General features: G+C 68.0%; 15 protein-coding genes. 8 read left to right on the plus strand and 7 right to left on the minus strand.

All coding sequences use genetic code 11. The features are described 5' to 3' along the window. Position 1 precedes the first annotated feature (1 nt). Positions 2–781: a TatD family hydrolase gene (locus HMPREF3014_RS27015; RefSeq protein WP_003104370.1), complete on the plus strand. Its 780-nt coding sequence runs from the start codon at positions 2–4 to the stop codon at positions 779–781. Here HMPREF3014_RS27015 and HMPREF3014_RS27020 read toward each other — a convergent pair whose 3' ends face one another. Together HMPREF3014_RS27020 and HMPREF3014_RS27025 are read right to left on the minus strand one after the other, a co-directional pair. Further along, positions 782–1,084, minus strand: a complete 303-nt coding sequence (locus HMPREF3014_RS27020; RefSeq protein ID WP_003111769.1) for a barstar family protein — start codon at positions 1,082–1,084, stop codon at positions 782–784. After that, entirely contained in the window at positions 1,069–1,989 is a 921-nt protein-coding gene (locus HMPREF3014_RS27025; RefSeq protein ID WP_003092132.1) for a LysR family transcriptional regulator, read from the minus strand. Before HMPREF3014_RS27025 ends, HMPREF3014_RS27020 begins: the two co-directional genes overlap by 16 nt. Before the next feature lie 95 nt (positions 1,990–2,084). Here HMPREF3014_RS27025 and HMPREF3014_RS27030 point away from each other — a divergent pair, with 95 nt between their 5' ends. Beyond that, on the plus strand, positions 2,085–2,378 hold the full coding sequence (locus HMPREF3014_RS27030) for a putative quinol monooxygenase (protein WP_003104358.1): 294 nt from the start codon (positions 2,085–2,087) through the stop codon (positions 2,376–2,378). 21 nt (positions 2,379–2,399) lie between these two features. Next, positions 2,400–3,413, plus strand: coding sequence for a zinc-binding alcohol dehydrogenase family protein (locus HMPREF3014_RS27035; RefSeq protein WP_003104356.1), 1,014 nt, complete (start codon positions 2,400–2,402; stop codon positions 3,411–3,413). A gap of 57 nt (positions 3,414–3,470) precedes the next feature. On the opposite strand, the gene HMPREF3014_RS27040 is transcribed toward HMPREF3014_RS27035, so the two are convergent. The 3 genes from HMPREF3014_RS27040 to mmsA all read right to left on the minus strand — a co-directional run bounded on the left by HMPREF3014_RS27040 (position 3,471) and on the right by mmsA (position 7,864). Continuing rightward, a complete protein-coding gene (locus HMPREF3014_RS27040; RefSeq protein WP_003104354.1) occupies positions 3,471–5,357 on the minus strand; it encodes a propionyl-CoA synthetase in 1,887 nt (628 codons plus the stop codon). A gap of 101 nt (positions 5,358–5,458) precedes the next feature. Continuing rightward, positions 5,459–6,355, minus strand: a complete 897-nt coding sequence (gene mmsB / locus HMPREF3014_RS27045) for a 3-hydroxyisobutyrate dehydrogenase (protein WP_003113890.1) — start codon at positions 6,353–6,355, stop codon at positions 5,459–5,461. A 15-nt stretch (positions 6,356–6,370) separates the two neighbouring features. Continuing rightward, positions 6,371–7,864 carry a CoA-acylating methylmalonate-semialdehyde dehydrogenase gene (mmsA, locus tag HMPREF3014_RS27050; RefSeq protein WP_009876901.1) on the minus strand — a complete coding sequence of 498 codons (1,494 nt, stop codon included), beginning with the start codon at positions 7,862–7,864 and terminating at the stop codon, positions 6,371–6,373. A 131-nt stretch (positions 7,865–7,995) separates the two neighbouring features. Between mmsA and mmsR the strand changes: the two genes are divergently transcribed. Together mmsR and HMPREF3014_RS27060 are read left to right on the plus strand one after the other, a co-directional pair. Then, positions 7,996–8,919, plus strand: a complete 924-nt coding sequence (mmsR, locus tag HMPREF3014_RS27055; RefSeq protein WP_003122160.1) for an MmsAB operon transcriptional regulator MmsR — start codon at positions 7,996–7,998, stop codon at positions 8,917–8,919. A 126-nt stretch (positions 8,920–9,045) separates the two neighbouring features. After that, complete coding sequence (locus HMPREF3014_RS27060; RefSeq protein WP_003104346.1) at positions 9,046–9,222, plus strand: hypothetical protein; 177 nt, start codon at positions 9,046–9,048, stop codon at positions 9,220–9,222. A 7-nt stretch (positions 9,223–9,229) separates the two neighbouring features. On the opposite strand, the gene HMPREF3014_RS27065 is transcribed toward HMPREF3014_RS27060, so the two are convergent. Then, a complete protein-coding gene (locus HMPREF3014_RS27065) occupies positions 9,230–10,408 on the minus strand; it encodes a multidrug effflux MFS transporter (RefSeq protein ID WP_003092150.1) in 1,179 nt (392 codons plus the stop codon). A gap of 365 nt (positions 10,409–10,773) precedes the next feature. Between HMPREF3014_RS27065 and nalD the strand changes: the two genes are divergently transcribed. After that, positions 10,774–11,412 carry an efflux system transcriptional repressor NalD gene (gene nalD / locus HMPREF3014_RS27070; protein WP_003092152.1) on the plus strand — a complete coding sequence of 213 codons (639 nt, stop codon included), beginning with the start codon at positions 10,774–10,776 and terminating at the stop codon, positions 11,410–11,412. On the opposite strand, the gene HMPREF3014_RS27075 is transcribed toward nalD, so the two are convergent. Next, the gene (locus tag HMPREF3014_RS27075; RefSeq protein ID WP_003092153.1) at positions 11,391–11,588 is read right to left on the minus strand and encodes a heavy-metal-associated domain-containing protein; all 198 of its coding nucleotides are present in this window, start codon (positions 11,586–11,588) and stop codon (positions 11,391–11,393) included. The genes nalD and HMPREF3014_RS27075 overlap by 22 nt on opposite strands. A gap of 182 nt (positions 11,589–11,770) precedes the next feature. Between HMPREF3014_RS27075 and HMPREF3014_RS27080 the strand changes: the two genes are divergently transcribed. Beyond that, positions 11,771–12,301, plus strand: coding sequence for a cytochrome b (locus HMPREF3014_RS27080; protein ID WP_003092155.1), 531 nt, complete (start codon positions 11,771–11,773; stop codon positions 12,299–12,301). A gap of 98 nt (positions 12,302–12,399) precedes the next feature. After that, complete coding sequence (locus HMPREF3014_RS27085; RefSeq protein ID WP_023087108.1) at positions 12,400–12,822, plus strand: hypothetical protein; 423 nt, start codon at positions 12,400–12,402, stop codon at positions 12,820–12,822. Positions 12,823–14,013 lie beyond the last annotated feature (1,191 nt).

A 14,013-nucleotide genomic window follows, 5' to 3' on the forward strand; every position in this document is an offset into this window, starting at 1 on the left:
CATGCGCCTGGTCGACACCCACAACCACCTCGACTTCCCGGACTTCGACGCCGACCGCGCCGCGCTGCTGCAACGCAGCCGCGCGCTGGGGGTCGAGCGCCAGGTGGTGCTCGGCGTCTACCGCGAGAACTGGCAACGGGTCTGGGACCTGGCGCAGGCCGAGGATGGCCTGTACGCGGCGCTCGGCCTGCACCCCGTCTACCTGGCGCGGCACCGCCCGCAGCACCTGGACGACCTGCGCCAGTGGCTGCAACGCCTGCGCGGCGAGACGAAGCTCTGCGCGGTCGGCGAGATCGGCCTGGACTACTACCTGGAACACCTCGACCGCGACGCCCAGCAGGCGCTGTTCGAGGCCCAACTGCGGCTGGCCGCGGAATTCCGCCTGCCGGCGCTGATCCACGTGCGCCGCGCCCACGCGGCGACCATCGCCACCCTCAAGCGCATCCGCCTGGAGCGCCGTGGCATCATCCATGCCTTCGCCGGCAGCCGCGAGGAAGCCCGCGAGTACCTCAAGCTCGGCTTCCGCCTCGGCCTCGGCGGCGCGCCGACCTGGCCGCAGGCCAACCGCCTGCGCAAGGTGGCGGCGGAGCTGCCGGCCGAGGCCATCGTGCTGGAAACCGATGCGCCGGACATGGCGCCATCGATGCATCCCGGCCAGCGCAACAGTCCGGAGCACCTGCCGGACATCTGCCGCGCCCTCGCCGAGCTGCGCGGGGTCGACGCCGAGGAACTGGCGGCGAGCAGCAGCCGCAACGCCGCCGAGCTGTTCGGCTGGGACTGATCAAGCGTCGCGCAGGACTTCCGGCGCCAGTTGCGGGTACGTCTCGCGCAACGCCTCCAGGCAGGCCGAAAGCTGCGCCGCTTCCTCCGGCAGGCGCCGGGCGAAGTCGCTCCAGCCTTGCAGACGCAATCGCCGGGGCATCGGCACCAGGCCGCTGATGGCGTCCCAGAAGGCATCCCAGTTGCATCCGTACCACGGCGGCAACGCCAGGGCCTCGCGCAGGCGTTCGTGCAAGCGCGCGGCGCTGTCCACGTCCGCCAGCTCGATGGCCAGGCTCGCCGCCCGGTTCAGTTCCTCGTCCATGGAGCCTCCGCCAGCAATGCGTCGCAACGCTCGCGCACGAACGCGCGCAAGAGGGTCACCGGACGGGTCAACTGGGCGCGGTGGGTACACAAGAGGTTCATCGGCGTCGCTTCGCCCTGCCACTCCGGCAGCAGCAGGCGCAGGCGCCCGGCGCGCACGTCCTCGGCCACGTCCAGCCAGGACTTGTAGACCAGCCCCTTGCCGGCCAGGGCCCAGCGCCGCACCACGTCGGCGTCGTCGCAGACCCGGTCGCCGGCGACCGTCAGGGTCAGGCTGCGGCGGCCCCGCTGGAACGCCCAGCGGTCGTGTACCCGGCCGCCGAGTTGGTAGAGCAGGCAATTGTGCTCGCGCAGGTCGTCCGGCTGGCGCGGCTCGCCGCGCTCCGCCAGGTAGCCCGGCGCGGCGCAGAGCACTCGCCGGTTGTCCGGCGCCAGCGGCAGGGCGACCAGGCTGGAGTCGGCCGGTGCGCCGTAGCGGATCGCCACGTCCACCGGTTGCCGGTAGAGATCGGTCACCCGGTCGCCGAGCAGCAGGCGCAGGCTCAGTTGCGGATAGCGCGCCTGGAACTCGTCGAGCCATGGCAGCAGCAGGTTGCGGCCGAAGTCGGAGGGCGCGGAAAGCTGCAGTACCCCGGCGATCTGGTCCTTGCCGCCCTGCAGCAACCGGCGCCCCTCCTCCAGGCTGCGCAACGAGGCGCGGGCATGCAGGAGGAACGCGTCGCCCTCGGGAGTCAGGCGCAGGCTGCGGGTGGAGCGGGCGAACAGGCGTACCTCCAGCTCGCTTTCCAGGCGCTTCAGCGCCGCGCTGGCCACCGCCGGGGAAATCTCCAACTGGCGCGCGGCGGCGGACAACGAGCCGCTGTCGCTGGTGTGGACGAACACCTGGAGGTCGTCGTAACGCAGCATTTTCAAGATTCCTTTGAAAGAGTCTTCCCTGATAGCCTGTTTTTCAGCGATTTGAAATAGCCCATCCTGACTCCGCCCCATCGAAGGAACCCACCATGAGCACACCCCTCACCCTGATCGCCACCATCACCGCCGCCCCCGGCCACGCCGAGGCCCTGGAACGCGAATTGCGCGCCCTGGTCGCCCCGTCGCGCGCCGAGGCTGGTTGCCTGCAGTACGACCTGCACCAGGACCGCCACGACTCCCACCTGTTCTACATGATCGAGCAGTGGCGCGACGACGCCGCCCTGGAGCGGCACCAGAACACCGAACACTTCCTGCGCTTCAGCCGCGGCAACGAAGCCCTGCTGCAGAACGTGAAGATCGACCAACTCTATCGCCTCGCCTGAGGCCCGTTTCCCGGAGTTCCCATGAAAGCTGTCGGTTACTACCAATCCCTGCCCATCGACCATCCCGACGCCCTGCTCGACCTCGAACTGCCCGAGCCCACGCCGGGCCCGCGCGACCTGCTGGTGGAGGTCCGCGCCATCTCGGTCAACCCGGTGGATACCAAGGTCCGCCAGCGCGCCCAGCCGGAAGCCGGCCAGGCCAAGGTGCTGGGCTGGGACGCGGCGGGCGTGGTGCGCGCGGTCGGCAGCGAGGTCAGCCTGTTCCGTCCTGGCGATCGGGTCTGGTACGCCGGGGACATCACCCGCCCCGGTAGCAACAGCGAGCTGCATCGGGTCGACGAGCGCATTGCCGGGCACCTGCCGAAAAGCCTCGACTTCGCCCAGGCCGCGGCCCTGCCGCTGACCACCATCACTGCCTGGGAACTGCTCTTCGAGCGCTTGCAGATCGCCGAAGGCAAGGCCGACCAGGGCCAGAGCCTGCTGGTGGTCGGTGCCGCCGGCGGGGTCGGTTCGATCCTGGTCCAACTGGCCCGGCAACTGACCGGCCTGAACGTGATCGGCACCGCTTCGCGCGCAGAGACCCAGGCCTGGGTCCGCGACCTCGGCGCGCACCATGTGATCGACCACGGCAAGCCGCTGGCCGAAGAGCTGAAGCGGATCGGTGTCGCCGAGGTCAGCCACGTCGCCAGCCTGACCCACACCGACCAGCACCTCGAACAGATCGTCGCCGCGCTGCGCCCGCAAGGCCGCCTGGCGCTGATCGACGACCCGGCGTCGCTGGACATCGGCAAGCTGAAGCAGAAGAGCCTGTCGCTGCACTGGGAGTTCATGTACACCCGCTCGATGTTCCAGACCGACGACATGATCGAGCAGCACCGGCTGCTGGAGCGGGTCGCCGGGCTGATCGACGAAGGCGTGTTGAAGACCACCGTCGGCGAGCATTTCGGCCGCATCGACGCGGCCAACCTGCGCCGCGCCCACGCGCTGCTGGAGAGCGGCCGGGCCAAGGGCAAGATCGTTCTCGAAGGGTTCTGAACGGCAGGACCACGGGGCGCGGCGTTTTCCACCCTACCGCCGTGCCCCTGGCCTTTGCTATCCCGCCTTGCGCACCCTCAGCGCAGCCTCGATCTCGCCAAGGATCGTCGGGTCGTCGATGGTCGATGGCGCCGCGTAGTCCTCGCCATCGGCGATCTTGCGCAGCACCGCGCGGAGGATCTTCCCGGAGCGGGTCTTCGGCAGCCGCTTGACCACCACCACCCGCTGGAAGCAGGCCAGCGCGCCGATCTGTTCGCGGACCAGCGCCACCAGCTCGCGCTGCAGTTGCTCGGCGGCGATCCCGGCATCGTCCTTGAGCACCACCAGGCCCAGCGGCACGTGGCCCTTGAGTTCGTCCCGCACGCCGATCACCGCGCACTCGGCAACCGCCTGGTGCTGCGCCACGCGTTCCTCCATCTCGCCGGTGGAGAGGCGATGCCCGGAAACGTTTATCACGTCGTCGGTGCGCCCCATGATGTAGACGAAGCCGTCCTCGTCGAGATAACCGCCGTCGCCGGTGTGGTAGTAGCCGGGATAGTTGCCCAGGTAGGCCTGCAGGTAGCGCGGGTGGTCGCCCCAGAGGGTCTGCGCGCAGCCCGGCGGCAACGGCAGGGCGATGACGATCGCGCCCTGGCGGTTCGCTCCCAGCGGCCGGCCTTCGTCGTCCAGCACCTGCACGTGGTAGCCGGGCACCGCGCGGTTGGTCGAGCCGGCCCGCAGGTCGTGGCCGGCGATCCCGATGCAGGGCGCGGTCACCGGCCAGCCGGTCTCGGTCTGCCACCAATGGTCGTGGACCGGCCGCCCGGTGTGCTCCTCCAGCCAGTGCTGGGTGCTGCTGTCGAGCTTCTCGCCGGCCAGGAACAGGTGGCGCAGCGAACCCAGGTCGTAGCGCTTCACCCGTTCGCCATGCGGGTCTTCCTTGCGGATCGCGCGGATCGCCGTCGGCGCGCAGAACAGGCTGTTCACCCTGTGCTCTTCGATCACCCGCCAGTAGGCGCCGGCGTCCGGCGTGCGCACCGGCTTGCCTTCGTAGAACACCGTGGTACAGCCGCACATCAGCGGGCCGTAGACGATCAGCGAGTGGCCGACCACCCAGCCGACGTCGGAGATCCCCCACCAGACGTCGCCGGCCTGCATGCCGTAGATAGTGCGGACCGCGTAGCGCACCGCGACCGCGTGGCCACCGTTGTCGCGGACGATACCCTTGGGCTTACCGGTGGTGCCCGAGGTGTACATGATGTACAGCGGATCGCCGCTGGCCACCGGCAGCGGATCGGCCGGCTCGGCGGCGGCGAGGCAGTCCTGCCAGTCCAGGTCGCGGCCCGGGTGCAGGCGCGCGGGCGCCTGCGGGCGTTGCCAGACCATGACGTGGGCAGGCTGGTGGATCGCCAGTTCGAGGGCCTTGTCCACCAGCGGCTTGTATTCGATCACCCGATCGAACTCCAGCCCGCAGGAAGCGGTGAGCACCAGCTTCGGCGTGGCGTCGTCGATGCGCAGGGCCAGCTCGTAGGGAGCGAAGCCACCGAACACCACCGAATGCACCGCGCCCAGGCGCGCGCAGGCGAGCATCGCCATGGCCGCCTGCGGCACCATCGGCATGTAGATGATCACCCGGTCGCCCTTGCCGACCCCGAGGGCCCGCAGGGCGCCGGCCAGGCGCGCCACTTCGTCGCGCAGCCGCAGGTAGCTGTAGCGGTCCTGGGTGCCGGTCACCGGCGAGTCGTAGATCAGCGCGGTCTGTTCGCCGCGCCCCTCCTCGATCTGCCGGTCGAGGGCCAGGTAGGCGCTGTTCAGACGGCCATCGGCGAACCAGCGATGGGTGCCGTCGGGCAGGCTTTCGAGGATGTTCGCGGGCGCCTGGTACCAGGCCAGGGAACGGGCCTGTTCGGCCCAGAACGCGGCCGGCTCGGCGATCGAGCGGGCGTGCTGCTGCAGGTACGTCATGTTCCAGCCCTCTGATTGTTCTTATTAGGGATGAAGCAGTGAGTGAGCCTTGGAGTATGGGCGGGTGCCGGGCACCCGCCATCAACCTTTGGTCGTAGGGGTCAGTCCTTGCCGCGGTAGAGCTTCTGGATGCTGGAGAAGTCCAGCCCCTCGTGCTCGGCATCGGCCTGGGCGTGCAGGCTGAACAGGTTGCGCGCCAGCGCGCCGAGCGGCGTCGAGGCCTGCACCGCCTGGGCGTTGGCCAGCGCCAGGCCGAGGTCCTTGTTCATCAGGCGCACCTGGAAACCGCCGGCATAGCCGTTGCTCGCCGGCGCCTGCGGCATCACCCCGGGCCAGGGGTTGTAGAGGTTCAGCGCCCAGTTGCCGCCGGAACTCTGCTTCATCACCTCGGACAGCACCGCCGGGTCGAGGCCGTTCTTCACCCCCAGCGCCAGGGCCTCGGCGGTGCCGGCCATGAGGATGCCGAGGAGCATGTTGTTGCAGATCTTCGCCACCTGGCCGGCGCCGTGATCGCCGGCGTGGAAGATGTTCCGGCCCATGTTCTCGAGGACCGGCCGGGCCCGCGCGAAGCCTTCGGCGGGGCCGCCGACGATGAAGCTCAGGGTGCCGGCGCGGGCGCCGCCGACGCCGCCGGAAACCGGCGCGTCGAGCAGGGTCAGGCCCTTCGCCGCGGCGGCCTCGGCGACCTTGCGCGCGGTCTCCGGGGCGATGGTCGAGCAGTCGATCAGCAGGGGCTTGCCGGCGACCCGCGCGAGCAGGCCGTCGTCGCCGAGATACAGGCTTTCCACGTGCTGCCCGGCCGGCAGCATGCTGATCACCACTTCGGCGCCTTCGCAGCACTGCAAGGCGCTATCGGCGCCCTGCGCGCCCTGCTCGACCAGGCCCAGCACGGCCTTGGGCTGCAAGTCGAAGACATTCACCCGGTGGCCGGCCTTGAGCAGGTTGGCGGCCATCGGCCCACCCATGTTGCCCAGGCCGAGGAATGCGATGTCGGTCATCGGTCCGTCTCCCTTTCAGCGCATCTGGATCGAGAAGTTGGTCCCGGCCACGCTGTCGCTGTCGAACCAGCGCGCGGTCACGGTCTTGGTCTCGGTGTAGAAGCGCACGCCCTGCTTGCCGTAGGCGTGCAGGTCGCCGTAGAACGAGCCCTTCCAACCGGTGAAGGAGAAGAACGGCAGCGGTACCGGAATCGGGATGTTGATGCCCACCTGGCCGACCTCGATGTGGTGCTGGAAGGTCCGCGCCGCGGCGCCGGAGCTGGTGAAGATCGAGGTGCCGTTGCCGTAGGGGCTTTCGTTGATCAGGCGGATCGCCTGCTCCAGGCTGTCGACCTCGGCCAGGCAGAGCACCGGGCCGAACACCTCTTCGCGGTAGATCGCCATGTCCGGGCGCACCCCGGCGAACAGCGTCGGGCCGACCCAGTTGCCGTCCGGGTATCCCTCGACCTTGTAGCCGCGGCCATCCAGCAGCAGTTGCGCGCCCTCCTCCACGCCCTGGCCGATCAGGCGCTCGATGCGCGCCTTGGCCTGCGGGTTGATCACCGGGCCGTAGCTGGCGCCGCTGTCATCCCATGGGCCGGGGCGGACCTTGGCCAGCGCGTCGCGGATTTCCGGAATCCACTCGCGGGCGGCCCCCACCAGCACCGCCACCGAGATCGCCATGCAGCGCTGCCCGGCCGCGCCCACCGAGGCACCGACCAGGTTGCTGATGACCTGTGCCTTGTCCGCGTCGGGCATGATCACCATGTGGTTCTTCGCCCCGGCGAAGCTCTGCACGCGCTTATTGTGCGCGGTGCCGGTGTGGTAGACGTACTGGCCGACGGCGACCGAGCCGACGAAGGACACCGCCTTCACCTGCGGGTGCTTGAGCAACTGGTCGACCTGTTCCTTGCCGCCATGCACCACCTGCAGCACGCCCTTCGGCGCACCGGCCTCGAGGAACAGCTCGGCGAGCCGCACGCTGGTCAGCGGCACCTGCTCGGAAGGCTTGAGGATGAAGGCGTTGCCGCAGGAGATGGCCAGCGGGAACATCCACAGCGGGATCATCGCCGGGAAGTTGAACGGGGTGATGCCAACGCACACGCCCAGCGGCTGGGTGATGCTGTAGGTGTCGATGTTGCGGGCGACGTTCTCCACCGTCTCGCCCATCAGCAGCGAGGGCACGTTGCAGGCGTGCTCGACCACCTCGATACCGCGCCAGACGTCGCCCTTGGCGTCCTCGAAAGTCTTGCCCAGCTCGCTGGAGACGATCTTCGCCAGTTCGTCGTGGTGTTCCTTGAGCAACGCCTGGTAACGCAGCATCACCCGCGCGCGCTCGGAAACCGGGGTTTCCTTCCAGCTGGCGAAGGTTTCGCGGGCACTGGCCACCGCCTGCTCGACCTGCTCCGCGCTGGCGCAGGCGATCTCCGCCAGGGTGCTGTTGTCGAGGGGATTGCTGACCGGGATGCGCTGGGCGCCGAGACCTTCGACGAAGGCTCCCGCGATGAGGTGGCGGACTGGGACTGACATGAACCCTCCTGCACCGGCCAGGCCGGCTTTTATTGTTGTGGCGGACTGGTACGAGGTCGATTCGGACCTCGCTTTGGCCAAGAAGCTATCACTGGGCGGAAGGTCGCGAGATCGACTAAATTGTGTTGTTCATGGACTATATTGCGGAGCCGGCTACCGACATGTCGCACACCTCCGACTGGCCCCTGCCGGCCGACAGCCTGCGCTTGCCGATCCCGGCGGCGCTGCTGGAGAAACTGGCGGTCCACCCGCTCAGCCGCGACCTCTACCCCACCTCCCTGGGCCACTACCGGCGCGCCCGCGACCACCGCATGAGCCGCGAGCGCCATGACGAGCACCTGCTGATCTATTGCAGCGAAGGCCAGGGCCTGTTGCGCGTGCGCGAGGGCGAGGCCTGGCGCGAATACCGGGTCGGCAGCGGCGACCTGCTCTGGCTGCCGCCGGGCATGGCCCACGACTACGCCGCCGACGACCGCCAACCCTGGACCATCTTTTGGACCCACCTGCGCGGCGACAGCGCCACCTGGCTGCAACACAGCGCCGGCTACCGCGACACCCCGCTGCGCCATTGGGGCCTGCAACACGCCCTGCTCGGCGGCTTCGAGCAACTGCTGGAGGTGCGCCACAGCGGCTACCGCTTCCAGCACTTCCTGCTCGCCGCCAGCCGCCTGCGCAGCCTGCTCTGCCAGCTACCGCTGCTGCGCCCGCTGCGCGAGGGCAGCCTGGACCTCGACGGGCTGCACGCCTACATGCGCGAACACCTGCATGCGCGCCTCGAACTGGAACGCCTGGCGGCCTTCTGCAACCTGTCGAAGTTCCATTTCGTCAGTCGCTACAAGGCGATCACCGGCCGTACGCCTATCCAGCACTTCCTGCACCTGAAGATCGAGTACGCCTGCCAGTTGCTGGACAGCAGCGACCAGAGCGTGGCTCGGGTCGGCCAGGCGGTCGGCTACGACGACAGCTACTACTTCTCGCGCCTGTTCAGCAAGGTCATGGGTTTGTCGCCGAGCGCCTACCGGCAGCGGGTAAGGCAGGGCGAGGGAGGAGCCTGAAGCGCTCTGCGGCGGGGCTGTAAACGAAGCGGCGACCAGTTGTCGGCAAACTGATCCCGGTCAGTGTTTTCCGGGCCGACAGGACTAGACTGAAGCTCCCTTTCCAGCCCCGATGGATGAATCGCCATGAACATCCTCGTCCGCCCGTCGCAAACCCCGAAAGGCCAATGCTGGCAAGTCTGCCTCGACCAGCAGGCCGTCAACTTCCGTAGCGAAAGCGAGGCCCGGCGTTTCGTCGACCGCCTCGAGGCGCGCCTGCGCGCGCCCCATGTGCTGCCCGAACTGAAACAGCGAACGGCCTGATCCGCGCTCAGGCGGCCTGGCGCTCCAGGCGCCCGGTCTGCCAGGCGAGCAGGGTCGCGACCGCGCCGCAGACGGCGATCACCAGAGTCATGGGGATCGCCGTGCCGTCGTGGAGCACGCCGACCAGCGCCGAAGCGCCCGCCGCCACGCTGAACTGCAGGCTGCCCATCAGCGCCGAGGCGCTGCCGGCGTGCTGTCCCTGTCCGGCCATGGCGCAGGCGGAAGCGTTGGGAATGATGCAGCCGAGGCTGGCCACGCATCCGAACAGCGGAACCAGCAGCGGCCACAGCGTGGCCGGTTGCAGCGAAGCGATGCCCAGCAGGGCCAGGCCGCACGCCAGGTAGCCCCAGATGATCCGCCGCAGCCAGAACGCCGGCCCGCGATAGCGCAGCAGCCGCGCGTTGACCTGTGCCATGACGATGAAGCCCGCGGCATTGCTGCCGAACAGCCAGCCATAGTGCTCGGCGGGAATCCCGTAGAGCTGGATGAACACGTAGGGCGAACCGGCGATGTAGGCGAACATCCCGGCCATCGCCACCCCGCCGGAAAGGCCATAGGCGAGAAACAGGCGGTCGGCGAACAGCCGCCGGTACTGCCCCAGCGCGCCGGACAGCGGCGGTCGCTCGCCGTCGGCCGGGATGGTTTCCGGCAGCCACAACGCCACGCCGAGGCCGGCCAGGGCGGCGAACAGGGTCAGGCAGACGAAGATCGATTGCCAGCCCTGCCAGTCCAGCAGCAGGCCGCCGGCCACGGGGGCGAGGATCGGCGCCAGGCCCATCACCAGCATCAACTGGGAAAACGCCTTGGCGGCGCCGATCGGATCGCACAGGTCACGCACCACTGCCCGCGAGATGACCATCCCGGCGCAGCCGCCGAGGGCCTGGACGAAGCGCGCGGCGATCAGCCACTCCAGGCTCGGCGCCAGGGCGCAGGCGGCCGAGGCCAGGGTGAAGATACTCACCCCCACCAGCAGCGGCAGGCGCCGGCCATAGCGGTCGGCCACCGGGCCATAGAGCAACTGGCCGATGGACAGGCCGGCGAAGTAGGCGGCCAGGCTCAGCTGGACGTGCTCGACGTCGGTGGCGAAGGCCTTGGCCAGGGTCGGGAAGCTCGGCAGGTAGAAATCGATGGCCAGTGGCCCGAAGGCGCTCAGGGCTCCCAGTATCAGCAGGATGCGCAGGTTCATGGATCGCTCGGCACGGGGCGCGTCGGTGGCAGGCAAGGCACTTCCCTGCGCGGCTCCCGGCAAGCGGGACGACGACGCCTATCATTGAATCGTCTGTGAGGGCGGGCGGCTCCAGGCCTGAAGGCCGGTACTGGCGGGAAGATGCTACGGACAGCCGGGGAGTCGCCGAAAAAGCAGCGCGCAGCATAACACCGAAGACGCCCGCCGATCATGGCCGGAGACCGTGGAACCGCGGAATCCACGACTCATGAATGAGCAGCATTAGACAAAGGTGGTGTCGAAATACTTCGAGTCCGCCCGAGCGCGGCTAAAATCGGTACACTCCCCGCCCCGTTGCCGAGACCGATTCGACTACCCAGCACAGCATGCGACGCACAAAGGAAGATTCTGAAAAAACCCGTACGGCCATCCTCCTGGCCGCCGAGGAACTGTTCCTGGAAAAGGGCGTGTCCCATACCAGCCTGGAACAGATCGCCAGGGCCGCCGGGGTGACCCGTGGCGCCGTCTACTGGCACTTCCAGAACAAGGCCCACCTGTTCAACGAGATGCTCAACCAGGTACGCCTGCCGCCGGAGCAACTCACCGAGCGCCTGTCCGGCTGCGATGGCAGCGACCCGCTGCGCTCGCTCTACGACCTCTGCCTGGAGGCCGTGCAATCGTTGCTGACGCAGGAGAAGAAGCGCCGCATCCTGACCATCCTGATGCAACGTTGCGAATTCACCGAGGAACTGCGCGAGGCGCAGGAACGCAACAACGCCTTCGTGCAGATGTTCATCGAACTCTGCGAGCAGTTGTTCGCCCGCGACGAATGCCGTGTGCGGCTGCATCCGGGCATGACCCCGAGGATCGCCTCGCGCGCCTTGCACGCGCTGATCCTGGGCCTGTTCAACGACTGGTTGCGCGACCCGCGCCTGTTCGATCCGGATACGGACGCGGAACACCTGCTGGAGCCGATGTTCCGTGGCCTGGTGCGCGACTGGGGTCAGGCCAGCTCGGCGCCGTAGCCCTCCTCGCGGATCGCCTCGAGTACCTGGGTGCTGTCGAGCCGGCTGGCGACCCGGACTTCGCCGGCGCCAAGATCCACCTGGACGTCCGCCGCCGAATCCTTCGCCTGCACCGCATGGGTGATCGCCCGTACGCAGTGGCCGCAGGTCATGCCCTGAACCTTGAAGACTTGCATGGTATTGCCTCCTGTTGGTCATCGATGGGGCGATTTTCGACCTTGACATGGTGTCAAGGTCAATCCTCGAAATATCCGGTAACCGACAAAGCGTCAAGAACGGGTAAAGGCGGAGTAAAGAGGCTTAAACCCTACAAAGCACATGGTTAACATGTTCACCTTGTTCTTCACGAGGTAGAACCATGTCCATCCGCCGCTATTCCCCGTCACAGATCGCCCTGCACTGGCTCAGCGCCGTCGCGGTCCTGCTGATCATCGCCCTGCCCTACGGCGCCGACTTCTTCGCCGGCCTGCTCGGCGGCAAGGGCAACGTCTTCACCCTGCACAAGTCGCTGGGCGTGGCGGTACTCCTGCTGACCCTGACACGCCTGGCGCTGCGCCGCGTCCAGGGTGTCCCGGATACCCTGGAGGGGAACCCGGACTGGCAGCGCGCGGCCGCCAAGGCCGGGCATTTCCTGCTGTACGCGGTGCTGATCGTCATGCCGCTCTCCGGCATGCTCGCCGGCAAGCGTCCGCTGGACCTGTTCTGGCTGGTGCAGATCGGCCCGTTCGACCTGCCGGAAGCCTTCAAGGCGTTCGCCGGCGGCACCCACGTCACCGTCCAGTACCTGCTTTTCGCGCTGATCCTCGGCCACGCCGCCGCTGCCATCTGGCACCACCGCGTGCAGAAGGACGACGTACTGCGCGCCATGCTGCCGCAACGCGGCGCCTGACCCCAGCGACGGACGGGCACGCGGATGCCCGTCCCGACTTGTCCCGGGCCCCGGCTTCGGCCAAGCTTTTCCCTACGCCCCCGCCGCCGAGGCCCGCCATGTTCCCCATTCTTCGCCCGCTGCTCCATACCGCCGCCCTGGCCTGCGCCCTCCCGGCGCTCGCCGCGGACCCGCAACCGGCCAGCGGTGGCTGGGCGCAACCCGACCCGGCGCCGATCGGCTATGCGGTGCTGAACGTTTCCCGCGAGCGGGTCGAGTCCGGCACTGCCTGCGATGTCGGCCTGTACGTCCACGACGAACTGGTCGGCAACCTGCAACCGGGCGCCAGCCTGGCCCTGAACCTGCAACCCGGCGCGGTGGACGTGCGTCTTGCGCCGAACGGTCCTGGCGACGCCTGCCGGAACGGCATGACCATCCTCGCCGGACAGACCCTGACCCTGCGCGCCGGGGAGATCCGCAACCTGCGCATTGCCCTTGGTGCGGTCGGGCTCTACCTGGCGCCGGTGGCGGATGGGTACTGAGGGGTAGCGACTTGCCGTGGGGCATTGGCCATGACTCAGGGCACGAAGGTGGCGTTTCGGCACCGGGTGCACGGGGACTGCCTGGCGGGCCGTAAATGCGTGCACTGGCCCCCAGCTCCCGTCGCTACCTGCACGGCACTAAGGGGGGAAGCTGTTGCTTAGCGCTTGAGCGGGCGTCATGGTTGCCGGTCAAGCTGCTTGTCGTGCTTGCCTTGGCATCTTGTTTCGCCTTTCCAGGCGAGTTCCTTCTGCAAGCGTCCAAAAGACTCGCCCACCACTCGGAGGGCAAGCCAGGAGCCCGATCCGTAGGGCGAATGACCGCTTGCGGTTATCCGCCGGCTCTCCGGGGCATCGGCGGATACCGCCTGTGGCGGTATTCGCCCTACGGGACGTTCGAGCGGGCTTCATGTTTGCTGCTCAAGCTGCTTGTCGTGCTTGCCTTGGCCTCTTGTTTCAACTTTCCAGGCGAGCTCCTTCTGCAAGCGTCCAAAAGACTCGCCCTGCCACTCGGAGGGCATGCCAGGAGCCCGATCCGTAGGGCGAATGACCGCTTGCGGTTATCCGCCGGCTCTCCGGGGCATCGGCGGATACCGCCTGTGGCGGTATTCGCCCTACGGGACTATATCGCTCGCGACTTCTTAGCTACACGGCAGTGAGGGGGGACGCTGTTGCTTAGCGCTTGAGCGGACGTCATGTTTGGTGGTCAAGCTGTTCTTTGTGCCTGCCTTGGTCTCTTGTTTCGCCTTCCCAGGCGAGTTCCTTTTGCAAGCGTCCAAAAGGAACCAAAAGACTCGCCCCGGCATCCGGCCCCAGCCGCTTCTCGGCTGGGGTGCCCTCGCTGCATCGTTGCTCCCGGCGGCACGCCGCCACGGTCCTTCGTGGACCGAGGCGGCTCTCGCGGCATCCTGCCACTCGTCCCCCTCCGCAACGATTCCGCTCGGCCTCCTGACGGGGCGGGTTTGCCGCCCCACCACTCGGAGGGCAAGCCTCACTTCGTGCATGCCAGGAACCCGATCCGTAGGGCGGATACCGCCTATGGCGGCATTCGCCCTACGGGACTACACGGCAATGAACGGCGCAGGCTGGCCGTTCTGCTCTTTCTTGAGTTTCTTAGCTGCCTATACGGCAGTGAACGACCGGCAGCAAGCCAAGGTGCAGTCGCTGCATTTCTTAGCTGCCTATACGGCAGTG

This window comes from Pseudomonas sp. HMSC065H01 (assembly GCF_001815235.1).
Lineage (GTDB): Bacteria > Pseudomonadota > Gammaproteobacteria > Pseudomonadales > Pseudomonadaceae > Pseudomonas > Pseudomonas aeruginosa.